Source organism: Streptomyces sp. CA-106110 (assembly GCF_050936285.1).
Taxonomy (GTDB): domain Bacteria; phylum Actinomycetota; class Actinomycetes; order Streptomycetales; family Streptomycetaceae; genus Streptomyces.
The window spans coordinates 7,804,283-7,830,424 of sequence record NZ_JBNJNB010000001.1 but is presented as its reverse complement, the minus strand read 5'-3'; the positions used below and the strand labels follow the sequence as shown (position 1 = coordinate 7,830,424).

The window sequence follows — 26,142 nt, the reverse complement described above, 5'->3', positions numbered from 1 at the left end:
TCACTGATCGAACGCGACGGCCTTTAGTTCACGACCTGCGTTGCCCCAGTCCCGTCTCCTCCCCGGCCGCCGCCGGAGGTTCAAGGCCAGGGCTGAGCTTGCCGCTGACAGCAGATCTCCGGGCGGATTGAATGAGGCGCCGTTCGGCCGCCGTCGTCCACAGGGTGTGGACCCAGGCGGCCGGCGGAGCAGCCCGGAGACCGGCCACGTGGACTCAGTTGACCGTCGGCGTCTCTTTCTTGCGGAGCAGCACGAGCGTCGCGCCACCGATCACGACGAAGGCGATCGCCGTGCCCGCGATGATCGGAGTCGCGCTCGACGTGCCGGTCTCGGCGAGGTTGGTGTCCGTGGGTGCCGTACCGCCCACCGTCGCCGGGCTCGGCTCAGTGAGGAGCTGGGCCGCCAGTCCACCCGTGCTGCTCTCGGTCTTGCAGTCCAGGACGCCCTTGAACCACTTTCCGAAACCGCCCGCACCCTTGATCGAGAAGTCGTAGGCCTGGTCCTCCTGCAACGGGACCGTCACGGTCCGCGTCTTTCCCGCCGGAACGGAATGCGAGGCGCCCATCAGCTCGAAGGTGAACGGCGCATCGCCCGTGTTCGCCGCGGTGATGTCCAGGCCGCCCTTGGCGCAATCTTTCTCGGCCGACAGCGCGGGTATCGCGCCGGTGGCGGCCCAGCTCGCCGTCGCCGTCGCGGAGACGGTCGACTCGCTGGAGCCGGCGAGTATCTGCGTCTGACTCCGGGTCTCGGAGGCGAAGGCCCGACCGACCGGCACTGTGGTCGACGCCTGCACGGTCAGTTCGGCCGAACCGTCCTGCGCCTTCTTCGGCACCTGGAAGTAGATTCGTGCGCCATTGGCGGCGGACGTCACCTCCTTGCCGTCCTTGTCGACGATCTTGACGCCGGACATCGTGGGGTCTGCCGGCGGTGTCACCGTGACGCTGTCGGCGTTCGTGTGGACCGTCACCGGGCCGAGCCGCTCACCGGGATGGCCCGAGACGGCGGGCGGGTCCAAGGTCAGGGACGCCGAGGGCTCAGGGAGGTCCTGGGCGCTCTTCTCCAGGTAGTCCGCGAGCTTCTCCGCCCGGGGGTCGACCGCATCCACGTGAGCGCCGTCCGAGTAGCGCCAGATCGCCACCTGGGTGCCGGCCGCCGCGTCCTGTTCGGTGAGGCCGCTGGCACCGGCCTTGGCCGCCAGTGCCGCCAGGTTGTTCACCTGCGGGTAGGAGTTGCGCAGAATCCAGCGGATCTTGCCCGCGTTCTTGTTGCCGTTCAGAGACGTGCCGCTCCAGGGCGTCTCGTGATACTTGGCGTCCTTCTGCGCGGGGTTGTGAATGTCGATGCAGTACGTCTGCAGGGTGCCGCCGTTGTCGACGGACATCTCGAACAGCCCCGCGGACACCTGCTCGTCCGTGCCGCCGTCATGGACGACGGCGGCACCGTATGTCTTGAGGCCGCCTATGGTCGCGGTTGCGCCACCCTCGCTCTGCGGTGTCCCGTCGGCGGCCGCCACGCCCGCGGTGGCCAGCAGGCCTGCCGCGACGAGTCCGGACACCAGCGTCGCGGCGGCGAGGCGGGCGGCCCCTCGCCTGCGTGCGGGCGACGCGGACAACGAAGAAAACACAGAATTCCCCTTCGAGCAGGACCCGTTGACGTGGGGGGTGCGGTCCCACCAGCAGAATCAGAAGCCCCGAGAACTACGTCCGGCATCCTATGAACGCGGCGCACCCCCCTCCCCAGTAATGTCATCCGATAACCGATCCGACTCGGAATCGTTATCGCTCACACAGCCTGTGAGCTGCGCTTATCGATGAGTTACATAAGGATCCTTGGGATGTTGTCCGATGGATGCCCCGATAAGCGGCAGTTGGCACCAAGCTCAGGCGAAGCGGCTTGAGCGCACCTGCCTGACGTCACGTCACCCCCGCAGGCTCGGGCTCAGGTAGGGCCGCCGCCCCGGATTGGTCAGGTTCCTCGGGCCGCCCCGGCGGCTCCGTCTCCCAATTGGGCTCCGGTTGCGGTGACGTCCCGCCCTGTGCCTCGGGCCTGGACGACCGTCGGAAGGCCGAGGTGCCCCGCGACAGATCGTGACCGATCGCCACCGCGTCGAGGTCGGCCGACAGCCAGCCTTGGCCCTCCCGCTGCTCGGTCCGTACCTTCAGCCGCCCCTGGACCACGAGCGGATCGCCCACGGCCACGGACGCGGCCACGTTGGTGGCCAGGGAGCGCCGGGTCCACACCGTGAAGAAGTTGGTGTGCCCGTCCGTCCACGCGTTCTTCTCCCGGTCCAGATACCGAGCCGTCACCGCCAGCCGGAAGCGCGCCGTCGGACCCGTCGGCGACTCCCGGTACACCGGTTGAGTGGCGACGTTGCCGACCACGCACACTGTTGTCTCGTTCACGCGAGACCCCTCCCTCGTCCCGGCTCACAGGCCGGGTGGTACACGTACGGGCCCGTCCCGTACGGCTGCGTCTGCGTCTGCGGCGGCGGACCTGCCAGGTCGCATACCGCCGCCCTACGGCGACCGCGTTCGCTGCGATCGCCGCGGGATCAGACTGCCTCCGCCGGGCCGAGCCCGCTGAGCGCTGTGGGCTACCGGTCGGTTGTGGACAAATCAGCCACCCGAACGAGCTCCTCCGCCCATCGTCGGCATCTCCGCCGGCCGGGCTTCACCTCACTCGTGCTCCCGCCTCGACCCCCGTGACCTTCGCGTACTCCCCCCGCACCTCCCCGTACCGCAGCAACTCCGCCGCCACCGGATCCAGCACCCGTGCCCGTCCACACCCGGCCGCCGCCTCCCGCAGCCGCCGTTCCGCCTCGAGCCCGTACCTCCGGGCCGGTCCGCGCGCACCCATCCGGCAGCTCCACTCGACGAACGGGCCACCGACGACACCGGCCAGCACCAGCAGCGCCGGCGTCCCGAGGCCGGTCGGCATGAACCCGATGATCTGGCCCAGGACCCAGAGCACCCCCACGACCTGGAGGAGTGTCATCGCCACCTGGGCCAACACGGCGGCGGGCCACCACCCCGGGCGCGGCGGCCGGTCCGGCGCCTTGGCGACGTCCACCGCCAGCTCGTCGAGCGCCTCAGGCAGTCCCTGCGCGCCGCGCACCGCGGCCTCACGCACCGCCTGGGCCCAGGGCGTGGGAAGCCCGGTCGCGGCCCGGTCCGCCACCGTCCGTACCGCCTGCTCCACGCGCTGCCGTGCGGTGGCTTCCTCATCCGCGGGGGCGCGCTCGGAATCGGCGGGCGCACGCACGGGCAACCGTCCCGTAGAGGGTTCTCGGCGATCCCGGCACCGTCGCCACAAGCGCAACCAGGGCGTGCCGCAGGCCCGGTTGGCGTTGCGCAGCCACACACGCTCGGCGGCATCGCCCGCCGCGGTGGCTCCCACAGCGTCCGCGAGGCGTGCGGTGAACTCCTCGCGCGCCTCCTCACTGAGCCCGCCGCGGCCACCGGTCGCATAAACGGGCCGGAGCCGGGCCGCGGCCGCGTCCACATCGGCGGAGATGCGGCGCGCCGCCGCCCCGCGCTCCGCCACGAACTGACCGAGCAGTTCCCTCAGTTCGCCCACGCCCTCGCCACTGAGCGCGGACAGGGCGAGGACGGTCGCCCCGGGCTCGCCGTACTCACCCAGCGCGATACCGTCCCCGTCGAGCAGCCGCCGCAGGTCGTCGAGCACCTGCTCGGCGGCCTCCCCGGGCAGCCGGTCGACCTGGTTCAGGACGACGAACATGACCTCGGCGTGCCCTGCCAGCGGCCGCAGGTACCGCTCGTGCAGGACTGCGTCGGCGTACTTCTCGGGATCGACGACCCAGATGACCGCGTCCACCAGCGCCAGGATGCGGTCGACCTGCTCCCGGTGCTTCACGACCGCGGAGTCGTGGTCTGGCAGATCGACCAGGACCAGCCCCGCCAGTTGGGTGTCGTCCGGCGACTGCATCGGGCGCCGCCGCAACCGTCCCGGGATGCCGAGCCGATCGATGAGCGCGGCCGCGCCGTCGCTCCAACTGCACGCGACGGGCGCCGCCGTCATCGGCCGCCGTACGCCGGTCTCCGAAATCGCCACGCCGGCCAGCGTGTTGAAGAGAGTCGACTTGCCGCTGCCGGTGGCACCCGCGATGGCGACCACGGTGTGCTCCCCGGAGAGCCGGCGGCGCGCGGACGCCTCGTCCAGGACCCGGCCCGCCTCGGCGAGCGTGTCGCCGTCCAGCCGGGTCCGCGACAGGCCCACGAGTTCGCGCAGCGCATCCAGCCGCGACCGCAAGGGGCCGTCGTACGCCAGGGGCTCGGGCTGCCGAGTCGCCGGAGAGCGGGGCTCCACGATCGTGCCCTCCTCCTGATCGAGGGCCATCCCCGGCACGCGCCTCGCGATCAGTCCGTCGTCCCAGCCGGTGGTTCCGGTGCCGTCCCCAGGCTCTTCGCGCTGCGCGCACGAACACCGCGGGTCGCTCTCCACACGCGCGTGCCGGGCTTCGTCATCCGTCCGCGCATGCGGGTCCTCGCCCGCGACAGGCGAGTGTCTTGGGCCGCCTTCCCCCCACGCGTGGCCTGGGTGATTCCCCACGCGTGCGTGCCCTGCGTCATTGCCCGCGCGCCCGTGTGCGGGGCCGTTCCCCGTGCCGACGTGCCTCGAGTCGTTTCCCGCGTAACGCCGGGCGTCCTCATGCGCGCTCACGGCCGCTGGAGAACCCTCCCAGGCTCCGGGATCCGCCCCCTGGCCCCCCTTCGGGCGCGCCGGACTCCGCGGGTCTTCGGGCACGTGATCACCTTTGCTGCCGCCTCGGACGGAATCGCGTCTCGTACCCGTCCCCCCGAGCCCGCCCTCCGTGCCGGCCCGGTCGGAATCGTGCTCCACGCGCGCGTGCACGATGTCGTCGCCTGCCGTGCGGAGGGAGGGGAGCCCCCGCCCGTCCCGGGCTCGCCGGCCGGCCGCGGCCACGGCGCCGTCCGAGCGCTCCTCCGCGGGCTCGACCTTCGGATGCTGGACGTGACCCGTGCGGTCGCCGGCGGGAGTCTCCACGGTCACCTCTCCTTCTGCAGTACGGACAGCGCGGCAATGAGTTCGGCCTGGGACTCGACTTGGACGTCGAGGGCGTCCAGAGGGGCCAGACGGCGCTCGCGTTCCGTGCGCAGCGCCCGGTCGAGGTACTCGGACAGCACGCCTGCGGAGCGATCGCGCAGCCGTAGCGCCTTGTGCGCGCCGATCCGTTCGGCGAGTTCCTCGCCGGCGGGCCGCGCCCGGTCACCACCAAGGAGAGCGGTGGCAAGAAGGGCGGCCACCGCGTCGGAGTCCGGTGCGGCGCTCTTGTCGAGGTCGCGGACCTCTTCCTCGGCGTACTCCTCGAGGACGCGCCGCCAACGTCGCACGGTCATCCCGATGCGGTGCTCGGCGCTCTCCAGCGTCGGATCACGGTTCGTCAACTCGGGAGCGGCAGCCGCGGGTTCTCGCCGCCAGGCATCGTCGATGCGTTCGTCGGCGGCCGTGACGGCGCACAGCAGCAGGGCGGCCAGGCTCTCGGTCAGCGAGTCCAGGAGTTCACCGGAAGTGCAGTCGAGGGGGTAGCTGCGCCACCGCTTCAGGGCGTCGCCGGCGAGCACCGCTCCGGACTCCAGACTGTGCCGCACGCGCGCGTACTCGCTGTCGTACGCCGTGTCGACGGCGGCAGTGAGCCGCAGAGCCGCGGCGTACTGAGCGGCGGCCGCGCCGGCCAGCTCGGGCATACGGGACCGCAGGGAGTCGAGGACTCCCCGGGCCGTACGCGCCATGGCGGCCTCCCGGGCGGCGGGGTCCTGCACCTGGTACGTCAGCCAGGCACGCAGAGGCGCAACCGCGGTGGCGGGCAGCAGACCCCCGCCCCAGGCGGACTCGGGCAGCTCGGGCACGGTGAACCGGGGCACATGGCCGAGCCCGGCCTTGGTGAGCAGAGCGCCATATTGCCGCGACACCTCGGACACGACCTGGTGCGGCACCCGGTCGAGCACGGTGATGAGGGTCGCCCGGTGCTCCTTGGCGGTCCGCAGCAGATGCCAGGGCACGGCGTCGGCGTAACGGGCGGCGGTGGTGACCATGACCCAGATGTCGGCGGCACTGATCAGCTCGGCGGCGAGGATCCGGTTGTCCGCGACCAGGGAATCGATGTCAGGCGCGTCGAGCAGCGCCAGCCCGCGCGGCAGCGTGTCGGCGGTCTCGATACGCAGCACCGTTTCCTCACGCCCGACGGCACCCTGGAGATCCTCTACATCGTGAAGATCCTCGCCGGGGTCCTGATGCGGCAGCCACACGCGGGTGAGGCGGGGCAGCACCCGCATCCCACTGAACCAGTGATGGTCCTCGGGATGGCACACGAGGACGGGGGTACGCGTCGTGGGCCGCAACACGCCCGCCTCACTGACCTTGCGCCCTACGAGAGAATTGACGAGGGTCGACTTGCCGGCTCCGGTCGATCCGCCGACGACGGCCAGCAAGGGCGCTTCAGGCTCTCTCAGCCGGGGCACCACATAGTCGTCGAGCTGCGCGAGGAGCTCGTCGCGGTTGGCACGCGCCCGTGGAGCCCCCACCAGGGGCAGCGGGAAGCGTGCGGCGGCGACACGGTCGCGCAGGGCAGAGAGTGCTTCGAACAGCTGAGGCCGTACGTCCAAGGTCACCACATGCGAAGAATGCCCAACTTTGGCAGCTTTCTGAAGCATATGCACGTGTCTGCGTGCCGACAGGTCACAGTGGACGGAAGGGGCGACTGGGGCGCAGGCATAACGAGTACACAACACCCGGTGCGCGAGGCGTGAAAAGCGGTGCGCGATTCGTACCTGCCTGCGATTATCGGAGCGCTTCACCGAACCTCCACATCGAGCCACGGAGGCGAAGCACGAGGGACACGGACCGGAGAGCCCTATCCTTGTCCCCGGCAAGGTCACGGATCGGCCCACACCCGGGCACCAGACAGGCCACCACACCGGCCCCCGTAGCTCAGTGGATAGAGCAGGCGCCTTCTAAGCGCTTGGCCGCAGGTTCGAGTCCTGCCGGGGGCGCCACTGAGAGCTCTCCCACCGGGAGGGCTTTTTTGCTGGTCAGAGCAGGTACAGCCGCACGCAGAAGAGCGCCGGACCCTCCCTCGATGATCGCGGGGAGGGTCCGACGCTGTCCGGCTGTCACCGGGTTTCTGCGGGTGGCTGCGGTGAATACGCGGAGAAGTTTTTCGGGCACGGTTGGCTACCGATCCGCCTGTGAACTGCACTACGGATCTCCTATATCTGAACTGGCACCGCCCGGTCGCTCAGGTTGCCGCATGGACGTCCTGGGTGGCGAATTGCTGAGGTAGGGCTGCCGCCCACCGCAGGCCAGGCCGTGCTTCTCGACAACGACCTGGGCGAGTTCGGGCGCCCCGGGCCTGGCTGCCTGCAGGCTGACGCGTGAGGGGTTGGCCGCGCCACCGGCCGGCCGGACAGTGCCACCGCCTTGACCACGGGCTGGATCTGACGAAGCCGTGGGCCGTCCTTTGGCGTCCCAAGGGACGACCCACGCCCCCCTCCGGCCTGGGCGCGGCCCCGTGGTTGTCTGCGGGTGCAGGGGCGCGCCTCTGCCTTCGTGTCGCGTTGGGGCTCGGTGCGATCCGTACCGCCGGTGCGGGAGGTCTGCTTCGCTCCCCGCCCGCACCTTGCTGCGGGCCGGGCATTTTGCTGCGCTGCGGCCCGGACCGGGCGCTTCGCGCTCTCACGTGCTGCGGAGGCTGGGCAGCGGGTCGCCGGGGGCGCTCCGCGCCCCGCTCCCTCGCTCCGCGTTGCCCGTCTCCTTGCCCTTGGCGCTCCGCGCCGTCCGGCCCGGTCCGGCTCGCTCCCGTACCCCGGCTAGCAAGACCACAGTGCCCACATTGCAGCTGCCAGCTCCGGCTCCTCGCGGTAGGTCGCGTAGATGATGTCCATAACGCGGATTCCGCGCTCCTTGCATGTCTGTTCCACCGAAAATGTATTTAGCTCAAGAGCTTTCATGAACAACATAGGGTCACCGTTACCATCGATGACAATTTCCGTCAATCTCTCAGCGTGTTGCGCTGGATGGAGATCCAGGATGGAAGCCGCAGCCGCTACCTGACCATTTTCAAGGAGATTCCTGGAGAATTCATCCTGATTTCTCTCGATAATCTCTAGCAAGTCACCCTTGCTGAATTCAAACAGGCTGACGAGCTGCGTCATCAGATCCCGAGAGTACGGCGGGCGTTCCCAGTGTGAGCGCTGCGCGGGGAGTCGCTCTTCGAGCCCATCCTTCCAGAGGCGCCCGAAATCCACAAGGGTTTGCTGCCCGAAGTGGTACTCGAAATCCATGAAGGTTTGCTGTCCAAAGTGGTACTCGAAATCCATGAGAGTTTGCTGCCCGAAGTGCTTCCTCTCTTCTTCGGTTATCCTGAGCGCCAAGAAGGAAATATCGGCGATGTTCATTCGAGTGGTGTAGGCCCTGAGCAGTTCGAGGGCCCTGTTATCTTGGTCTGCTGTCAGTAGGCAGCCCTCGATTGCGATCCTTCTGGCGACTGGGTCGCTGTTTGAGAGCGCCAAGACCCAGTCTCCGGGGCTTGCTTGTCTGGCAACTCGCAAAATTTGAGGGACTGCCTGTTTACTGAAGGCGTGAGGCGCGCTTACCACTGTCAAATTCGGGTTTCGCCGTAATTGCTCGGTGATGTTCCCCCAGTGCATTTTTTTGCTACCCGGGTCCACTGTGATGAGAATCGATGGAATGGGGCCGTCTGCGTAGTAGGCTCGGTGTTCAGCGTCGATCTGACATCGACCGGTCCCGTCGCTCCTATGATATTTGGATTTCCCGCACTTGACCTGGATTCTAGCCATGGCGCCGGATACACAATCCGTCCCTTTGTAGGGAACCTGCAGGATTAGGTCAGTGCCGTAATCATCCCCTTGGTCCACGCTGATCACCGGCACGTGAGCTTCGAGGAATGTTAGGCGGACAAGCGATTCCCCTGCATTGCCCGTCAGACGCTGCGACTTGATCTTCGGCCCGATCGGATCGGTCACAAATATCTCCAGAGTAGGCTTACTGGGCCAGAAATTCCGGTTTCCCCTGACAGCGCTTGCAGTCGAGCAAGGTAGTCCTGTGCCGCAGGTTCTGAGCTGTAATGACGCTTCATCTCAGCAGCAAGTTCCCGGCTGGTCATAATCAGCGACGGCACCGACTGGCGATCCCCTTCGAGGGTCCGCTCTCCCATGGTCAGCGCCTGCTCCAAGTCGCCCTCGCGCGCCGCCGCGACTCCAAGCGTGACCCGCGCTACCGCGTTGCGTATCGGGGAACGCTACCGGACGGGGACGGCTGCTGCGGTTGTGGTACCTCGCTCCTGTACAGCAGGATCCCGGCGGGGGTGACGATGGAACGGCATCTGTTGGACAACAGCACTGACACTGGTACCGCGCTGGGCAAGACCCTTGCCCAGCGCGGTACCGAGGCCACTCAACCGGCAATCTCGGGTAGGTCGCCGCGTGCCAGAATCCGTTGTTTGAGGTCTCGGAGATGCCCGGAGATGCACCGGGCGTAGACCGCCAGTAGCACCGGGACGCTATTGCCCGCCCACTCAGCCACCTGCGCCGGCGGGATGCCGTCGTTGAGCCAATTGGTCAAGCAGGTGTGCCGCAGGTCGTACACCCGCTTGCCGAGCGGTGACGCGAACTCCTCCGGGGTGAGCACTCCCGCGCGAGCGCTCCGCCATGCCCGGCGAATGACCGAACCGGCGAGGATGCCGCCGTACTGGCCCTGGAAAAGGCGGTCGCCCGGCTTCAGGCTCTCTGCCTCGATGTGCTCACGCAGGATCCGCGTCAGCGACGGGTGCCCCGGCACGGCGCGGGTGTCGTCCGAGGCGCGTCCCTTCAGCCCGCGCTCTTCGTGGATCTCACCGTCATCCGTCCAGTTCTTCCCGACCTCCGGCTGAGCCATATGGAACAACAGCTCACACCACTGGTCTTCAGCGTCCTCGTCAGGGAGACGGACATCCGCAACGTCCATCGCCACAACCTCCTCCGGGCGCGGCCCGGCGTAGTACATGGTGGCGAAGAAGGCGTGCAGCCGCTTACCGCCGCGGGGGCGTCGACGCACCCACCCGAGCAGGCACGCTGCCTGCTCCGGGTTGAGGAGCGACCGCTTGTCAACTGCGGATGACGTCTTGGGCGCCGCCCCTCTCCCCTTCGGCAGGGGATTCGCTCGCAGGATTCGGTGCTTGACGGCGTACTCCATGGCCACGTTAAGGATTCGCCGGTTGCGCTTGATAGAGGTTGCCGCGGCCCGCGTGCCGTCCAACTTCGAGTCCACGGCCCGAAGTACCTCGTCGACCTTGGCAGGGTCCTCCCATGCGGCCATGGTCAGGGTATTGCGCTCTACCCACTTCAGAATCGTGGCCACCTCGGGTGGAGCATCTTCCCTGCGCCGCGCGTTGAACGCGAACTCCCGCAGTGCGGTGCGCACATCGACTGGACGGAACGGGGTCGGCGGTGTGCGCAGCAGGGCGATGGTGGTCGCCGTGAGCGCCTTGGCCGTGTTCTTGCGGTTGTTTCCACCAGTCCGGTGCCACTGGGCGTCTGCGAACTGGATGGCGAAGTCGTACCAGTTCACTGCGCTTGCCCCGGACTGGTGCGAGACGGGGCGCCCCGTGGCAAAACTGAATGCCTCGCCACGGCGCATGGCACTCACCAGCTCGGAGCGGAAGGCGTCCGCCAGTGCCCTCGTATCGAACGGCGCTCGCCACTCCTTGCCGTCCAGCTCCCACCGCACGGTGTGCGTTGTCTTGCGCTTGCCCCTGTAGACCGCCGTCTTCCAGATCTTGACGTTGTACGTCGTGCCGTCCATCAGGTGGCGTCCTCCCGATCGTCCAGCCAGTGTTCGTAGTCGCTGCGCCGGACCCGGATGTCACCGTTGGGCAGCTTGATACAACGAGGGGCACGTCCCTTCGCGCGCCAGTCGTAGAAGGTGGAGCGTGAGATCTTCAGGTCCTTGCAGATCTCCGCGAGCGTGAGCTTTTCGTCCCTGAGCCTTGGTAGGGCCGTCGTCACCGCACGCCGCCTTCGTTCCTCGGGCCGGACAGGCCGGACAGCTCCAATTCCGACTGTCCGGGGTGTTCGTGCTGGTCAGAAGGGGTAACCGGACAGCCGGACAGCGCGGACACCTCTTGGGTGCCCCGGGTCTGGGTCTCGGTGTCCGGGTAGTACCGGCCGCCGGGGTCCTTGGTGAGCTGTCCGGCGTCGGCCATGCGGTTGCAGGTGCGGCGGATCGTGTCGAGGTCGACGTGCGGCAGCTCGCCCGCCATGTCCTTGGGCTTGGCGCCGGGGTGGGCGCGGACGTAGCGCAGGATCGTGGCGCGGGTGTCGCCAATGGTGTGCTCGGAGACCGGGCCGTCCAGCAGGTGCCAGGCGCCGGAGGCGGGTTGGAAGCTGAGGGCGTACTCGGCTTCGTCGACGTCGCGGCCGGTGACGTGCAGGATGCCGTCCGCCTGTCCACGGGCCCGCTTCAGGACGAGCGTGGCGTCCGCGGCTCCGGCGATGCCGTTGGTACCGGAGACCTCCGTGAGGAAGTCCTCGGAGGCCGCCTTGCGCACGTGGTGCACGAGGACGACGGCCACGCCATAGTGGTCGGCGAGCCGCTTGGCGTAGCCGACGGCGACATAGTCCGCGTCGTACGCCGACACCGCAGCAGGGGCCTGGCCCCGCATCTTGGCGAACACGTCGATGACGACCATGCGCGCGTCGGGGTGGCGCTCCAGCCACCGGGCGATGGCCTCCATCCCGCCCTGCGGGAACGGCGGGCATTCGGTGACCAAGGTGAGCCAGGCGGGGGCCGGTTGGCCGCCGAGGATCTTGCCCATGCGGGTCTGGAGACGGCGCGGGGTGTCTTCCAGGGCGAGGTAGAGCACCGGTCCGCCTTCGACGGGTACGGAGTCGAACGCCTGACCGCCGGCCGCGACCGACAGGCCCAGTCCCAGCGAGAGCCAGGACTTGCCGACCTTGGGCGGTCCGGCCAGCACGTTGACGCCCTCGGCGAGGATGCCCGGCACGGCCCATTTCGGCTCGGGGAAGTGCGCGGCCATGAGCTGATCGGCCGTCCACGCGGTCCGGGGGCGCTCCCGCTTCGGCGGCGCCATGGGGGGCGTCTCGGGGTCGCTGGGCACGGAGTACAGATGCAGGGGCGGGATGGGGTTGGCGCTCATGCCGCCACCGTCCGGGGGCGCCGTGCTCCGGCCCGCAGGCCGGAGGCGATGGTGCGCCGTGCCTCGCGCTCGCCCTGGCCGACGTGGAGCGCGGCCGCCAGGAGCCAGCCGGTGACGTCGGCTTCGGTCAGCTCGCCTCCGGTGACGAGTTGTCCGAGGGCGACGGAGGCGAGGTAGAGCGCGTTGTTGTGCCCGTGCGGGCCGGAGTTGGTGACCCGCTCCACTTCCCCGTTGACCGCGGAGCGGAGGAAGGCGGTGCGCCGTCCGCGACCCGTGAGCGCGACCGTGATGGGCGTCTGCGGGGGCAGCGGGGCCGGGCACAGGAGTTCGGCGAGCCAGCCCGGGAGCGGTGCTACGGGGCCGTCGTGGGCGACGTCATAGGGGTGTCCGGCGAAGGTGCTGCCTGCGCCGACCACGAGTCCGCCCCACGCGCGGGTGTCGACCTTCCAGCCGAAGCCGCGGGCGCTGTCCCCGGCGGTGTTGCGCAGGGGTTCGCCCTCGGGGGCGGCGAAGTACAGGTGGGTACCGCCGCTCCACGTGCGCACCGTGTACGTGTCGGCGGGGAACGGCTGGCCGTGGCGCTCACAGAGCACGGCAAGGACGTCGGCGCCGTCGGTGACGCCCTGCTCCGCCCAAGCGGCCGGCGGGGTGTCGCCGGGGTGCTTAGGCCGATCCAGGTCGATGACGACCAGGCCAGAGGGGCCGGTGGCAATGCCGACATTGAAGGCGGCAACGGACCACGCGCGGGTAATGCGGTCCGGGTCCGTGGTGGCGCGCGGCTCCCAGTCGGAGACGGCCGGGCGCTTGTCGCCGGGGATGAGGGGGAAGACGCGCCAGCCGCGCGCTGCTGCGTCGAGCGCGGCGGTGAGCTGGGCAGAGCAGACCGTGTGCGGCATGCTGGGGGTTCTCCTGTTCTGTCTATGGACGGGCAGGGAGAACCGCGGCGGCGGGCGACCTTGCTGGGGAGTCCCGCCGCCGCGGCGTTGCTACTGGTTCTTGGCCCAAGCGGCGTACTGCCGGCGGACGTAATGGCGCGGCTCGCAGATGAGGGCCGTGACGTCCAGGTCCATCAGACGCTGGGCGGCTCGGGTGGCGAGGTCGGCCGCGTCGCCGGTGGCGCTGTCGGCTTCATCGGGCAGCGCGATGCGGTCCAGCAGGGCGGCTTTGCGGAGCCAGAACTCCCGGTGGAGTTCGTCGTAGAACGGCCTGTCGGTCGCGGTGCGGGCGGTCCAGCCGATCTCGCTGATGATGCTCGGGGCGAGCGCGTACGCCTCCTCCGGCGTGGGGCACGATTCCGGCTCGGGGCGGTGGTCTGCGGTGATGTACAGGCGAGTGCGCTGGCCATCGCGGGCGGGGTGCTGGCGCGCGGTGCCGGTCGTGAAGGCCTCGGACAGGGCCGCGCTAACGCGGTCGGCGTCGGTCAGGTCGCAGATGACGCGGATCTCAAACATGGTCAGATCTCCTCGGTGCTGATGGCGCTAAGTTCAGGCCGCCCGCTGGTCTCCACGGCCTTGAGGTCGAAGCCGGGCAGGGCGGCGCGGGTGATGAGGGCTTGGGTGAGCTGTTCGGCATAGGAGGCGCCGGCGCGGGCCACCTCGATCTGAGCTCCGGCGCGCAGGGCCTCGACGCGCTCGATGTGGGCGTGTTCCTCGCGCCGCGCGCCGGTCTGCCGCTCGTGTGCCACGCGCTCGCGGCGGTCCGTGCGCCAGTGCCGGGCGGCGAGCCCGTAGGCGATGGCGGTGGCCAGCGCCCACAGCAGCAGCGGCAGGGACAGCCCGTCGGCGTATCCGGCGACCCCGGCGAGGGCGAGCCCGCCGGAGGCGGCGAACGCGGTTCCGGCGATGACGCTGTCTCCGGCGCGGCCGACGCTGGCGCACACCCCGGCGCCCGCGGCGGCGAGGGACAGCGCGGTCATGAGCACGGCGTTGCCGAGGGAGTGTTCGGCGCCGTTGGCGTTCCAGATCCGGGCCAGCGCGAGCACGGTCGTGGTGGCCAGCGCGGGCGCGACCTTGGGCAGCGCGGCGGCGAGCCAGTGGCGGGCGACGATGGGTTCGTTCACGGCGTCACTCCTCTCAGTTGCCGAGTTCGGTCAGGGAGCGGGCGAAGGACGCCACCAGGTCGTGGATGGGGCCGTAGGCGCCGGTCCCAGCGGTGAAGAAGCCGAAGAGGAACAGCAGGACCGCGGCGCCTGTGCCGGTCGACTTGGTCTTGACGGCGACGGCGGATGCGGCGCCGAAAAGCAGGACGGCGGAGAAGGTGAGGGTCATGAAGGAATCTCGCTTTCGGGCGAGGGAGGCGGGTGGGTACGCTCCGTGGGCCCCGGGTGCTGGCAAGTTCGGGGCATTGACCGGCGACCGCGCCCACCTACCGTCTGCGTGATGAGGGGTCCGCCTGATGGCGGGTGGTCGCCGGTCGCCTGTTCAGCCGGTGCCGGCGCGGTAGATGCGGGCCCAGCGGTTGTAGAGCCAGCGGCCGACGCGTATGCGCTTGCCGGTGGCCTTGCAGTGGCGGCAGTCCTTGCCGCGCTTGAGCCGTCCCTTGCGATCGGTCTTCATCTCGAAGCCCCAGCCGGAGCACTTGCGGCAGTCGCCGAACGGCGAGACCGCACACAGGGCGCTGTAACCGAGAGTGACGGCTATCAGGCAGGCGATAGCAAGGAAGGTGGGGGTCATCAGGGGCCCTTCAGGCGGGTTTTCAGGGGGCTTCCGCAGGTAGGTGCTATCCGCTAGGTCACTGGCGGGGAGAGGTTTGGGGTGCTAGCGGGGGTGCTACCGGTAGCAGGGTTGGGTGCTACCGGTAGCACCGGTGCGGGGCTATGCGGCGCCCGGCTTTTCGTTACGCTCCGCAATCGCCCTCAGGAGATCTGCGCGGACGATGCCCCGCCGGGTGGTGCGGGTGCCGTCGTCCGTGGTGCCGGCTACGTCGCGGGTCTTGATGCCGTGCGGCTTGAGCGCGCTGGTGACGTTCTCGCCCTTCCACCCGCCGTAGACCTCGGGCCGGAGTTCGGCGAGGCGGACGGCGATCCGCTCGTTCCACACCCGCTCCTCCTTCTCCGGCACCACGGCCGCGACATCCGCGAGCAGGTCGTAGGACGGGCCGGTGACCTGCTCGGGTGCCTCCCCGAGGGCGTAGCCGGACAGGAGTCCTGCCTTCTCCCGCATCGTGCGGGCCCGGGCGGCGACGGCCACGGCGCCGGGCGCGTCAATGAAGGTGCCGTAGACGATCCGGGCGTCGGCGCCCTCGCCGACGAAGTAGTGCAGGCCCTTGTCTCCCCAGGCGAACATCGTGGCCCGCACGCCGCGCTTGTAGCTGCTCGTGCCGAGCACCATGTCGTTCTCGGTCTGGCCCATGACCTTCAGGCACCAGCGGGCCCCGGCGTTGGCGCTGATGCCGGTGGGCAGCGACTTGGCGTCCGGCCGCTGCGTGGCGAGCAGGAGCACGATCCCGGTGGCGGGGCCGCGCTTGACCAGGTCGGTGGCGATCGCCTCGAACTCCTTGCCGTGCTCGTCGTGTTCGAACAGCACCTGGCACTCGTCCACCCCGATCACGATCGGGTGCAGACCGAGGGAGCGCTTGTCGGCGAGTTGGCTGGTCACCTTTGACTCGGGGCAGATGTCCCGGGGCAGGGAGCGGATCACCTTGGTGCGCCGCCGGAGTTCCTCGCGCAGGGCGCGGAAGTCGCCCAGCGCGTACTGGATGGTCTCGTCTTCCTCGCTGACGCCGTGCCGGTGGGAGACGGCCTCGCCGACCGGATCGAGGTCGCCGGTGCCCTTCATGTCGTAGGTGTGCAGCTCAGCGCGCGGATCAAGCGCGGCGATCAGCAACAGCAGCCGCAGCAGGAACGTCTTGCCCATGCGGGGGATCGCGCCGATCACCCCGGCGATGAACATCAGCGTGACCGAGATCCAGCGTCCGCGCTGGTCAGTGCCGTACGGGGTGGCCTTGAACAGGTCCACGGTGCCGGACTTCAGCAGCGGCCATACCGGCTTGGGCGCGGACTTGAGGTCCTGGTCACCGACCCACAGCACCAGGCGCCCGGTGTGCTCGTCGGAGACGGCCTCCGGCCACACACAGCCCAACGGCCGGCGCAAGCCCGACGCGAGGCGTTCGCGGCGCTCGATCACGTCGGTCACCGTCACGCCGTAAGGGAGGTTGCCCTCCGCCCGCCAACCCGGCCCGTCGCGGGTGATCGGGGCGGTGAACTCGAACCCGTCCATGCCCTTGGCCTGCGCCTGATTGATCGCGGGTATCCCCAGGGATCCGAGCGCCCGCAGCACAATGTCGCTAGTCAGCTTGGTCGCCTTCGGCATTTCCACAGCCCTGTGGATAACGGGATCATCCGCCTTGCGCCCGGCGGCACCGAGCGCCAACACGATCGCACCCACCGACAGGGCCTGAAGCCAAGCGGGGGCGAGCACGTAGTTGGCGAGCGCGGCGCCCAGCCCGACGAACAGGGCCAGCACCATGACAAGCGTCCGCAGTCGGACCCGTCCGTCGCGCTGCCGCGACAGCTTCAGGTACTCCGCGGCATCCTCGCGCCGGACCGCGGCGAGTCGGACCGGCTCGCCCTCACGGTCGGCCAGCCAGCGCAGGGTGCCGCCTACGAACCGGGCGGTGCCGGTCGGGGCTTGCAGGGCGAGGCGGGCGGCGTAGACCGGCGCGCGCAGCGCGTGGTACCCGGCCGCGTGGGCGTAGTGGCGGGCCACCCACGAAGATGCGATCCGCAGTTCCGCGGTCGACCGCAGCCACACCGGGATGACCGGGTGTCGTCGGGCCCCGGCGAGCCGACCGAGGTAGCCCGGACCGGTGGCCATCGGGGTCGGCTGGTCGACCATCACGCGCACGGTCGGGTCGGCCGACTCGACACCCGACCGACCGGACTCCGGGTCGGGCGACCAGTCGGCGTCAGCTCCGGCTGTCTCGTCGGCCGACTCCGTGCGGGCCGACCGCGCCTTGTCGAGGTCGACCACGTCACCCCCGGAGTCGGTTGTCATCTCGGCTTCGAGTCGGTTGAAGAGTTCGCTGTCGTCGTCGGGGTGCTTCACTGAGGGTTCCTTCTCTCTGGGAGGGATGCGGGGCCCGGCCGCTGCTTTGGTCGGTTCGAGACCGGGCCCCGTAGCTGTTCAGACGGCGCGCTGTTCGTCGGGGTAGGCGCAGGGGACGCACATCCCGAGCGAGGTCGGGATGCAGTAGCTGTAAGTGATCCGGCATTGCGGGCAGGTGCGGCGGGCGAGCATTGCCAGGGCGAGCGCTCCCCACTTGCGGGAGGTCATCGGCCGGACCGGTTTCGCGCGGTCGACGCGGTAGAGGTAGGCGACCTGGGCACCGGACTTGCGGCCCCGGTGGTAGCGCATCACCTGGGCAGCGACCGGCTGTCCGCCGGGCCGCAGTCCGCGGGCGCGCAGCTGCCGGCGGGTGGCGTAGCCGACCGGTGCAAAGCGCCATGGGTAGGTGGGCACGCCGTACCGGGCGCCGGTGGGGTCGTAGCACGCGCCGAGCAAGGAGGACATCAGGCCGCCACCCCCACGACCGGAGCTTCGGGGCGGGCGCCGGGGCGGCCCGCGCGGCGTCCGGTGACGGTGGCGAACAGCCGCCCCAGCCCGGCACGTCGGGTTCCGGCGCGAGCCTGTTTGGCCGCGTACATCGCCTCATCGGCCCGCCGAAGCAGCCCCGAGAAGTCGTCGCCGGGGAAATCAGCGGCGCGCACCCAGCCGAGAGAGACCGTGGTCCGTACGGCCGCGTCCTGGCCCTCGACCGGGCGGGCGAGCACGCCGTGCAGCACGGCGAGCAGGTCGGCAGCGGTGCCGTGGTCGTCGAGCAGGAGGGCCGCGAACTCATCGCCCCCGAGCCGCCCGGCCACCCCAGACCGGCCAACGTGGCAGGCGAGCCGGTCCGCGGTCGCCTTCAGGAGCGCGTCCCCGGCCGCGTGGCCGAAGGTGTCGTTGATCTGCTTGAACCATGTTGACCGGACTACCGCAGGCCAAGTCGGTGTGTCGGAGGTCGCGGTGGGATGGCGACCGGTACGAGACATACAGCCAACTGGAGGAGAGGTTGTATGTCTTTGTCCCCCGACGTTCACCGCGATCTGCGGGCGATTCTGCTTCCACGATGGGGGCGCGTCGTACCGACTGGCGACGTGATCCCGTACATGGTCCTGGACCAGCGGGGTCAGCCGGTGGAGCCGATCCGTCGGTTCCTGCGCGACTTTCTGGCCCGCGGCCATTCTGCGGGCAGTGTCCGCAGCTACGCCTTTGACCTGTACCGATGGTGGCGCTTCCTCCAGGCTATCGACGTGCCCTGGGACAAGGTGACCTCCGCCGAGGTCCGCGACTTCGTGCTGTGGATGGGGCAGGCGGAGAAGCAGCGGCGCTTGCCGAGGACGAGGTCGGCTGCGACGGCGGGTCAGGTCAACCCAGTGACGCGGAAGCAGTACCCGGGAGACCGCTACAGTGCGCGGACGATCCGGCACAGCAACGCGGTGCTGCGGTGCTTCTACGAGTTCGTCATCGACGCGGGTGACGGCCCGCTGGTCAACCCGGTTCGACGGGATCGGAGCCGGGGTCGGCGGGCGAACGCGCATCACAACCCGCTGGAGCCGTTCCGGGCGGAGGGGCGGCTTCGCTACAACCCGAAGCTGCCCCGGCAGCGGCCCCGGGCCATGCCGGATGAGCGGTGGATCGAGCTGTTCGCGGCGATGCGCTCGAACCGGGACCGTGCGATCCTCGCGCTCGCGGTCAGTACAGCCGCCCGCGCAAGTGAGCTCCTGGGTCTGCGGGGCACCGATCTGGACTGGGGTGATCAGCTGGCCCAGGTCCGCCGCAAGGGCAGCGGCATGCAGCAGTGGCTGCCGGCCAGCGCCGAGTCGTTCATCTGGCTGCGGCTCTACCTGGAGGAACTTGGCCCGCTGGGTCCGGATGAGCCGGTCTGGTGGACGCTGCGGCGCCGGGAGCGGTCAGGGGATGTGCTGGAGCGTCGGCCGCTCACCTACGACGCGCTGCGGGCGGTACTGCGGCGCGCGAACGAGGCGCTGGGCACGAACTGGACAATGCACGACCTGAGGCACACCAGCGCCCTGCGCATGGTCCGCTCCCAGCGGCTGTCCCTGCGGGACGTCCAAGTGATCCTCGGACATGCGCACTTGACCACCACCCAGATCTACCTTGTCGAAGACGACCAGGAGGTCCTGCGCCGGGTCCATCAATACCTCGCCGACCAGGCAGAACCGGCAGCGGAGACGGCAGCAGACCACGGCGCCGTTGGCTACGACGCGGACGACCTGGCGGTGCTGCTGGGAGGTATCCCGCGATGACCGACACAACCACCGTGTCACTTCCCGCACCCCGGTCCGAGGGCACCGGCACCACTTCGGCGCCGGAGACGCCGCGCACGGGCCCGAACGACGATCTCACCCCTTCGGGCCTTCTGCCGCTGCTGACCACACACGGCAAACGCATCGGCTACTCGGAGGATCGGCTGCGTGACCTGAAACTCGGAGCCCAGGGCATCCTCGACTGGCTGAACAAGCAGCCGGGCGACGGATGGCAGCGGCGGTGGATCGCCGCCGGCGCCGACCGCAGGCTGGACTGGCTCAACACGTTGCCCGAAGGCTATTCCGCGGGTGTTGACCGGCGGCGAGCCCTGTCCCGACTCGGAGCGATCAGTCTCTTGCTGAACCGAGTCGTGCTACCCGACTACGACTTCCTGACGGCATTCAGCTCTGGCTGCCTGTTTCAGGAAGTACAGCGCACTGTCCAGCCGGACCTGGTCGCAGAGATGCTCAGGCGGTCGGCTGCGGCCGGCATGCCCTCGCGACGTCTCGAACAGGGCATAAAGGTGCTGGCCAAGATGGTCCTGCACACGGGAAAGAACTTCGACCAGCTGTCCGGCGAGGACTTCGAACACTTCCGCACTTGGGGTCTGAACCGGGAAAACCGGGTCCCGCCTGGCATCTTCCCAGCCTGGGATCTGCTGCGAAGCGTCGACGTCCTGCCGGCGAACGTCAGCTTCAAGGAGTTCTGCCACCAAGGACAACGGCCGACCCAGGAACTCGTCGACCGCTACCAGCTGCGCTGCCGAGAAGTGCGGGACGTGCTGATCCGCTACCTCGACGAGCGCCGACCGAGCCTGGACTATCCCTCCTTCGTCGCCCTGATCGGCCACCTCGTGGGTTCCTTCTGGTCCGACATCGAAGAACACCATCCCGACGTCGCCAGCCTGCACCTGCCCGAAGAGGTCGCGACGGCCTGGAAGGAGCGATTGAAGTACGTCACCAAGCGCCGGTCTGCACCCCGGCGGCGCAAGTCCTACCTGCTCATCCTGGTCGAGGTCCGCAGCTTCTACCTGGACCTTCAGGAGTGGGCCCTGGATGACCCGTCCTGGGCGCCGCACGCAGTGCCCAGCCCGGTGCGTCGCGGTGAGACCGACGGCCTGCAAAAGCAACGCCGCAGCACCATCGCGAAGATGCACCAGCGGGTCCGCGAGCGGCTGCCGCAACTGCCGGTGCTGGCCGAGACGGCCGAACGCCACCGTCGTGACCAGGAGACTCTTCTGGCTGCGGCGAAGGCCACGGCCGTCGGGGAGACGTTCGAGCACGCTGGGGTCGCCTATCGCCGCGTGATCTACAAGACCCATCTGAAGTCCGAGAAGCGGGCCCGCACCGAGGTGGTTCTCGTCGAGGACCCCGGCACCGGCGAGACCATCGACCTGAACCAGCATGAGGATGAGGCGTTCTGGTCCTGGGCCGTCATCGAAACTCTTCGCCACACCGGAATCCGGCGCGAAGAGCTCCTGGAGATCACCCACCTCTCTCTCGTCTCCTACCGCATGGCTGACAGCGGCGAGCTGGTCCCACTCCTGCAGATCGTGCCGTCGAAGAACAACCAGGAACGGCTGCTGCTGGTCAGCCCGGAACTGGCCAGCGTCCTGGCCACGATCATCACGCGCCTGCGCAACACCAACGGCGGCACGATCCCGATGACCAGCCGATACGACACCCATGAACGGGCCTTCGGCCCGATACTGCCCCACCTCTTCCAACGACGCCCGCGCGGTCACCGCAACGAAGTGATCTCCCCCGGCACCGTCCAAGACCTCCTGGACGCCGCCCTCGCCCGCACCGGACTGTGTGATGCGGCCGGTGAACCGCTGAAGTTCACCGCCCACGACTTCCGCAGGATGTTCGCGACCGAGGCGGTCACCGGAGGACTCCCCGTCCACATCGCTGCCCGCCTTCTGGGACACGAGGACTTGGCGACCACGCAGGCATACCTCGCCGTGTTCCAGGACGACCTCATCCGCTCCTACCGGTCCTTCCTCGCACAGCGGCGCAGCCTTCGGCCTGAGGCTGAGTACCGGGACCCGACCGATGAGGAATGGCGCGAGTTCCAGCAGCATTTCGCGCTTCGCAAAGTCGAGTTGGGCACCTGCGGACGTCCCTACGGGACTCCCTGCAAACACGAGCACGCCTGTGTTCGCTGCCCGATGCTGCGGATCGACCCAAGACAACGACAGCGACTGATCGAGATCACCCACAGCCTCAACGACCGTATTAAAGAGGCCAAGTCGAACGGCTGGCTCGGCGAAGCGGAAGGACTCCAGGTCAGCCTCGAAGCCGCAGGCAAGAAGCTGGCCGCCCTGGACCGGGCTGCTACGCGCAGCTCAACCCACATCGCTGATCTCGGGATCCCGCAGATCAGAAACCGAAAGGGGACCTCGTGACCAAGACGCATCGGCCGCTCATCCGCAGCCGCTAAGCACGGATGGGCTCCCGCCAGCGAGTCCGTCAAGGATATGAGGCCACGCAGCCTTGCCGAGGAGCGCGTCAGCTTCAGGCGCAACGTCGCTTGGATAGTCTAAGATCGCCTATCATCTCGCTCTTGTGTCGAGGGGTCACATAGCTGGTGAGACGTACCCGGAGCGGATCCGGATGGGGCTGCTGTCGCGGACCTTTACGCCCGAGTTGGTTGACTTTGTGGTTGACGAGGCTGGGGCGCGGGAGGAGCGGACTCGGTCCTTGCCGTCGCGGCTGGTGGTGTACTTCGTGCTCACGATGTGGCTGTTCACGGGAAACGGATACGGGCTGGTGCTGCGGGAGTTGGTGGAGCATTGGCCGCGTCGACGGGGTGAGGAGTGGCGGCCGGCCGGCACGGGCTCACTGACGTTGGCCCGCCAGCGAGTGGGGCCCGGTCCGCTCCGGTTGTTGTTCGACCGGGTCGCAGGGGCGAGCGGGAGTCCGGCCACCCCCGGTGCCTTCTGGCGTGGCCTGCGCCTGGCTTCCCTGGATGGCTCCCTGCTCGACGTGCCGGACAGCGAGGCGAACGCCGCCGCCTACACCCGCGCCTCCAACGGAGGCCGGCCCGGTCCGTATCCGCAGGTACGGCTGCTGGCACTGGTGGAGTGCGGCACCAAGGCGATGATCGGCGCGGTCTTCGACTCCTTCGCGGTGGGTGAGCGGACCCTGGCACGGCGCCTGCTGGTGCACCTGCACACGGGGATGCTCGTGATGGCCGACCGAGGCTTTCCCGCCTTCGGCCTGTGGCAGGCCGCCGCGGACAGGGGCGCCCAACTCCTTTGGCGCGTCTCGGACTCCTTCACCTTGCCGGTGGATCACGTCCTGTCGGACGGCACCTACCTCTCCCACCTCAACGGCCCGCGCGGGGCGCGGATCACGGTGCGGGTGATCGAGTACACGGTGCTGACCACCACCCTCGATAAGGACGGGGCGAGCGGGGAGACCTCCGAGCTGTTCTGTCTGATCACCACGCTGCTCGACCCGGCCTCGGCGCCCGCCCGCGAGCTGGCGGAGCTGTACACGGCGCGCTGGACCAGCGAAACGATCTTCAAACACATCAAAATCGAGCAGCGCGGCGGGCGAACCGCCACCCTCCGCTCGAACAGCCCCGCCATGGTCGAGCAGGAACTGTGGGCCATGCTGTGCGTCTACCAGGCCCTCCACCAGCTGGCCGCCGATTCCGCCCACCGCGCCCACCTCCCCGTCTCGCACATCAGCTTCAAGCAGACCCTCGCCGCCGCCCGACGCTCCGTCGGCGCGGACTTTTCCCCTCGCCAGCTGACCGCCAAGGTCCGTGACGTCCAGGACGACCTGATCCGCGAGGCCGTCAAGCCCCGCCCCGGACGCGCCGCACCCCGCGCCACCAAGCGCAGCGGCACCGGCTACCGCAGCCTGCGACCCGACGAACCGGCCACCACCCACGTCACCCACACCATCGAGCTCCAGCTCTTCCCCCAAGACCAACGCCCCGCACCACCGAACAGCCCAGCCATCCCGCAGATCACCACATATGACGAGACGTCGCCTCCGCCTCGACAGATGGCATCAGCTGCCTAAATCAAGCGACGTTGGCTTCAGGCGTGCCTCCGTACTGAAAGTGCGGGGACGCTGAGGCGGGACTCTCCCCAGGAAGGCGCGGCCGGTGCCCGGCATCGTCGCGCGCGATCACACGCACAGTAGCTCCGGCCGAGCGCCGGCGTTGCGCCAGTTGTTCGGCGAAAGGCAGCGACGGCCACATCGCGTCGTCGCCGCCTGCAATCAGCAGCAGGTCGGCTCTGGCAGCCTCCACGGGAATCTCTGCTGGCGGAAGGAGGTGAACGAAGGTCCGTTCACTGAGTTCGTACCACCCGCGGATGGCGACGGGCCCGCTGTCCGGCTCCGGGGAAGACCACGAGTCGTCCATCGGGACAAAAGGCAGCGGCCGCCCCTGCCACGTCCAGCACGAGCGATACGGGTGATGCGCTCCGTCACGGCCTGGACCGACGTTGCACCAGACCCGCGAGGTGGGCGACAACGCGACGACCATGTCCACGCGTGAGTCGTGCACCGCCGTGAGCAATGCTGCTTCAGCTCCCTTGGAGACACCAAGAATTCCGATGCGTCGCGCTCCCTCACGTTGAAGGACGTCGACGGCGATGGTGAAGGTCTCCAAGGGGACTTCGCAAATTCCCGGGCTCTGCGCTGGCCCACCGAACCAGCGGATCGCCAAGGCAGTGACTCCTTGCTGAGCCAGGATGCGCGCTCGTTCGCGGTCAATGCGCCCGCTGGATCCTGCCAGGACCAGCACTCCGACGTCACTGCCATGAGCAGGAGCGACGAGAAGCCCTTCCCACGGATCGGCCAGCTCGTGCTCCGTGATGTCCACGCGCTCTTCCCACCTCCACAACTCTCACAACCCCCGTCCAGCACGCGGGGCGCGGCCACCTACCAAAGCCACCGCGCCCCGCCTCCACTCGCATGGAGGTCTCCATCATGACGCCCCACACGCCACCTGAGTTAGTCCGGGAAAAGCGGTCGACGTCGGCCAGCACCACGACCGCCCGCGGGTCCCGCAGCAGCGCGGTGGCGCGACGGGTGAACGCCTCGCGTGTCCGCAGCCCGGTCAGCGGGTCGCGGCGGGCCACGTTCAGACGCCGACGCAGCCATAACGTGTGGGCCATCCAGCCGGAGGCAACCGGAGCCGCCCCGGCCAGCATGGTCACCAGGGTGTTCATGCCGCCGCCCCCTCGGTCTCCTCATCGTCGCTGCCGACGGAGTGCAGGCGGCGCCCCTCGGCCCGTTCGCTCAGCAGCAGGTCCCGCAGCGCGCGGGAGTTGGCGGCAGAGCAGTGCAGCGTGGTCCGGATGGCTTCCGCGTTGATCGCGTCATCGGCCCAGCCGGCCGTGGCCTCACGCGCCTCGGCGAGCAGCTCCGTCGGGGTCCGCGGCGCCTTGGCAGTCTTGGCCTTGCCCTTGGTACGGGACGGGCGCTTGCGCGGCGCCGCGGGCACCTCCGGCTTCGACTCCTCCGCCTGCTGCCCCGGCTCGGGGGGCACGTCCTCGCTCGTCGGCGCCAGATCGCCCAGCTTCAGCAGCACGCGTTCCGGGCGCGGGGTCTTCGACCGCCACCGCCAGCCGTGCCGCTCCCGGAGCCGAGCGCGGGCCAACTGCCGTTCGCGCTCCCGCTTAAGCGCCTCGGAGTACGAGGTGATCTCCCACAGCGTCATCCGTCGCCACAGGCCGAACGTCGAGACCGGAGCAAGCATCCAGCGGGATAACCGCACCTTCTCCATCCGTCGGCCGGTCGCAGCGCCGATCCGTACGGCATAGACGTGGGCGCCGATCTCGGAGAACACCACCCACAGCAGCGGCATCGTGCCGTGCGCCACCTGCGCCCATAGCGAGTGCCCGGCCGCCACGTTCAGCCCGCAGGTGACCAGCGTCAGCGTCCACGGCACGAACCGCACCCACGCCAGCGCCATATCCATCCGGATCAGCAGCAGGTTGGCCACGGTGAACACCGGAATGGCCACATCGATCCCGACCGGCAGCATCCACGGCGCGCCGAACCCCCACCGTGCGGCGGCAGCGGAGACCGCGTCGAACGAGGCGATCAGCCCCAGCGCCCCGACTCCGGCCGCGGCCAACGCGCCCAGTCCTGCCAAGGCCGTTTCGGGTTTCGTCAGCGGCGGCACCGCCGGCCGACCGGTGACCTCAGTCGTGGTGGTCATGACGTCTCGGCCTCCTCCGAGGCCTGAAGCTGGGCATCCATCAGCTCGGCTTCCACGTCACTGACCTGGCCGTCCACAATCCGCTGATAGACGGCTTCGCTCTCCAGGAACATGCGGTCCTGGTGGTCGACGCTCTCGCTCATGCCGCCACCCCCTGCCGCACCGAACCGCGACGGCCCGCGAGTCGGACCAGCGGGACGACGTCGAACAGTTCCGGGTGCGCCTCGACGACCTCAGCCGCGATACGAATCAGGTCATCGGGCATCCCGGGGTTCTCGGCGAGGATGTCGCGCGCCGCGTCCAGACGCGCCGCACGCTCCTCCTCCGTCTCGCCCTCGACCCCGAGCCACAGCTCAACCGGGGTACCGAGGGCAAGTTCCGCAAAATCCGCTGCGGAGATGGCCTGTTGGCGGCCGATGTACGTGCGCATGGACGTTCTCCTGAATCGAC

At 69.1% G+C, this 26,142-nt stretch carries 23 protein-coding genes and 1 tRNA gene; 4 read left to right on the top strand and 20 right to left on the bottom strand.

Features of this window, described 5'->3' with window-relative positions; all coding sequences use genetic code 11:
- Window positions 1–214: 214 nt before the first annotated feature.
- The 4 genes from ACQEXA_RS36030 to ACQEXA_RS36015 form a co-directional block, all read right to left on the bottom strand.
- Window positions 215–1,624, bottom strand: coding sequence for a Cys-Gln thioester bond-forming surface protein (locus ACQEXA_RS36030; RefSeq protein WP_432927831.1), 1,410 nt, complete (start codon window positions 1,622–1,624; stop codon window positions 215–217).
- Between the two features lie 289 nt (window positions 1,625–1,913).
- Window positions 1,914–2,402: a single-stranded DNA-binding protein gene (locus tag ACQEXA_RS36025; protein ID WP_432927833.1), complete on the bottom strand. Its 489-nt coding sequence runs from the start codon at window positions 2,400–2,402 to the stop codon at window positions 1,914–1,916.
- A gap of 268 nt (window positions 2,403–2,670) precedes the next feature.
- Window positions 2,671–4,875 (bottom strand): GTP-binding protein, encoded by a 2,205-nt coding sequence (locus ACQEXA_RS36020; RefSeq protein WP_432939159.1) that lies wholly within the window; start codon window positions 4,873–4,875, stop codon window positions 2,671–2,673.
- Between the two features lie 152 nt (window positions 4,876–5,027).
- Entirely contained in the window at window positions 5,028–6,653 is a 1,626-nt protein-coding gene (locus tag ACQEXA_RS36015) for a dynamin family protein (protein ID WP_432927835.1), read from the bottom strand.
- Window positions 6,654–6,958: 305 nt separating this feature from the next.
- Between ACQEXA_RS36015 and ACQEXA_RS36010 the strand changes: the two genes are divergently transcribed.
- Window positions 6,959–7,034: transfer RNA gene (locus ACQEXA_RS36010), tRNA-Arg, on the top strand.
- 813 nt (window positions 7,035–7,847) lie between these two features.
- Here the strand turns inward: ACQEXA_RS36010 and ACQEXA_RS36005 are convergent.
- The 12 genes from ACQEXA_RS36005 to ACQEXA_RS35950 all read right to left on the bottom strand — a co-directional run bounded on the left by ACQEXA_RS36005 (window position 7,848) and on the right by ACQEXA_RS35950 (window position 18,224).
- Window positions 7,848–9,023 carry a DUF4365 domain-containing protein gene (locus tag ACQEXA_RS36005; protein WP_433132139.1) on the bottom strand — a complete coding sequence of 392 codons (1,176 nt, stop codon included), beginning with the start codon at window positions 9,021–9,023 and terminating at the stop codon, window positions 7,848–7,850.
- A 430-nt stretch (window positions 9,024–9,453) separates the two neighbouring features.
- Entirely contained in the window at window positions 9,454–10,839 is a 1,386-nt protein-coding gene (locus ACQEXA_RS36000; protein ID WP_433132137.1) for a tyrosine-type recombinase/integrase, read from the bottom strand.
- Window positions 10,839–11,042, bottom strand: coding sequence for a helix-turn-helix transcriptional regulator (locus tag ACQEXA_RS35995; protein ID WP_433132135.1), 204 nt, complete (start codon window positions 11,040–11,042; stop codon window positions 10,839–10,841). Before ACQEXA_RS35995 ends, ACQEXA_RS36000 begins: the two co-directional genes overlap by 1 nt.
- Window positions 11,039–12,193: an AAA family ATPase gene (locus ACQEXA_RS35990; protein WP_433132133.1), complete on the bottom strand. Its 1,155-nt coding sequence runs from the start codon at window positions 12,191–12,193 to the stop codon at window positions 11,039–11,041. The genes ACQEXA_RS35995 and ACQEXA_RS35990 overlap by 4 nt, the downstream gene beginning before the upstream one ends.
- A complete protein-coding gene (locus tag ACQEXA_RS35985; protein ID WP_433132131.1) occupies window positions 12,190–13,089 on the bottom strand; it encodes a bifunctional DNA primase/polymerase in 900 nt (299 codons plus the stop codon). The genes ACQEXA_RS35990 and ACQEXA_RS35985 overlap by 4 nt, the downstream gene beginning before the upstream one ends.
- Before the next feature lie 90 nt (window positions 13,090–13,179).
- Complete coding sequence (locus ACQEXA_RS35980) at window positions 13,180–13,644, bottom strand: hypothetical protein (RefSeq protein ID WP_433132129.1); 465 nt, start codon at window positions 13,642–13,644, stop codon at window positions 13,180–13,182.
- Between the two features lie 2 nt (window positions 13,645–13,646).
- Entirely contained in the window at window positions 13,647–14,252 is a 606-nt protein-coding gene (locus ACQEXA_RS35975; protein WP_433132127.1) for a hypothetical protein, read from the bottom strand.
- A gap of 13 nt (window positions 14,253–14,265) precedes the next feature.
- Complete coding sequence (locus ACQEXA_RS35970; protein ID WP_433132126.1) at window positions 14,266–14,460, bottom strand: hypothetical protein; 195 nt, start codon at window positions 14,458–14,460, stop codon at window positions 14,266–14,268.
- 153 nt (window positions 14,461–14,613) lie between these two features.
- Window positions 14,614–14,865, bottom strand: a complete 252-nt coding sequence (locus ACQEXA_RS35965; protein WP_433132124.1) for a hypothetical protein — start codon at window positions 14,863–14,865, stop codon at window positions 14,614–14,616.
- A 141-nt stretch (window positions 14,866–15,006) separates the two neighbouring features.
- A complete protein-coding gene (locus ACQEXA_RS35960; RefSeq protein ID WP_433132122.1) occupies window positions 15,007–17,238 on the bottom strand; it encodes a cell division protein FtsK in 2,232 nt (743 codons plus the stop codon).
- Between the two features lie 78 nt (window positions 17,239–17,316).
- Entirely contained in the window at window positions 17,317–17,703 is a 387-nt protein-coding gene (locus ACQEXA_RS35955) for an RRQRL motif-containing zinc-binding protein (protein ID WP_433132120.1), read from the bottom strand.
- Window positions 17,703–18,224: a GGDEF domain-containing protein gene (locus tag ACQEXA_RS35950; RefSeq protein WP_433132118.1), complete on the bottom strand. Its 522-nt coding sequence runs from the start codon at window positions 18,222–18,224 to the stop codon at window positions 17,703–17,705. Before ACQEXA_RS35950 ends, ACQEXA_RS35955 begins: the two co-directional genes overlap by 1 nt.
- A 24-nt stretch (window positions 18,225–18,248) precedes the next feature.
- On the opposite strand from ACQEXA_RS35950, the gene ACQEXA_RS35945 reads away from it, so the two are divergent.
- The 3 genes from ACQEXA_RS35945 to ACQEXA_RS35935 all read left to right on the top strand — a co-directional run bounded on the left by ACQEXA_RS35945 (window position 18,249) and on the right by ACQEXA_RS35935 (window position 23,540).
- On the top strand, window positions 18,249–19,502 hold the full coding sequence (locus tag ACQEXA_RS35945; protein ID WP_433130734.1) for a tyrosine-type recombinase/integrase: 1,254 nt from the start codon (window positions 18,249–18,251) through the stop codon (window positions 19,500–19,502).
- Window positions 19,499–21,910 carry a tyrosine-type recombinase/integrase gene (locus ACQEXA_RS35940; protein ID WP_433130732.1) on the top strand — a complete coding sequence of 804 codons (2,412 nt, stop codon included), beginning with the start codon at window positions 19,499–19,501 and terminating at the stop codon, window positions 21,908–21,910. Before ACQEXA_RS35945 ends, ACQEXA_RS35940 begins: the two co-directional genes overlap by 4 nt.
- A gap of 208 nt (window positions 21,911–22,118) precedes the next feature.
- A complete protein-coding gene (locus ACQEXA_RS35935; protein ID WP_432920441.1) occupies window positions 22,119–23,540 on the top strand; it encodes an IS4 family transposase in 1,422 nt (473 codons plus the stop codon).
- Between the two features lies 1 nt (window position 23,541).
- On the opposite strand, the gene ACQEXA_RS35930 is transcribed toward ACQEXA_RS35935, so the two are convergent.
- The 4 genes from ACQEXA_RS35930 to ACQEXA_RS35915 all read right to left on the bottom strand — a co-directional run bounded on the left by ACQEXA_RS35930 (window position 23,542) and on the right by ACQEXA_RS35915 (window position 26,122).
- Window positions 23,542–24,348: an acyl-CoA thioester hydrolase/BAAT C-terminal domain-containing protein gene (locus tag ACQEXA_RS35930; protein WP_433130730.1), complete on the bottom strand. Its 807-nt coding sequence runs from the start codon at window positions 24,346–24,348 to the stop codon at window positions 23,542–23,544.
- Window positions 24,349–24,693: 345 nt separating this feature from the next.
- Window positions 24,694–25,692, bottom strand: a complete 999-nt coding sequence (locus ACQEXA_RS35925; protein ID WP_433132116.1) for a DUF2637 domain-containing protein — start codon at window positions 25,690–25,692, stop codon at window positions 24,694–24,696.
- The gene (locus ACQEXA_RS35920; protein WP_433132114.1) at window positions 25,689–25,835 is read right to left on the bottom strand and encodes a hypothetical protein; all 147 of its coding nucleotides are present in this window, start codon (window positions 25,833–25,835) and stop codon (window positions 25,689–25,691) included. The genes ACQEXA_RS35925 and ACQEXA_RS35920 overlap by 4 nt, the downstream gene beginning before the upstream one ends.
- Entirely contained in the window at window positions 25,832–26,122 is a 291-nt protein-coding gene (locus ACQEXA_RS35915) for a hypothetical protein (RefSeq protein ID WP_433132112.1), read from the bottom strand. Before ACQEXA_RS35915 ends, ACQEXA_RS35920 begins: the two co-directional genes overlap by 4 nt.
- Between the last annotated feature and the right edge of the window lie 20 nt (window positions 26,123–26,142).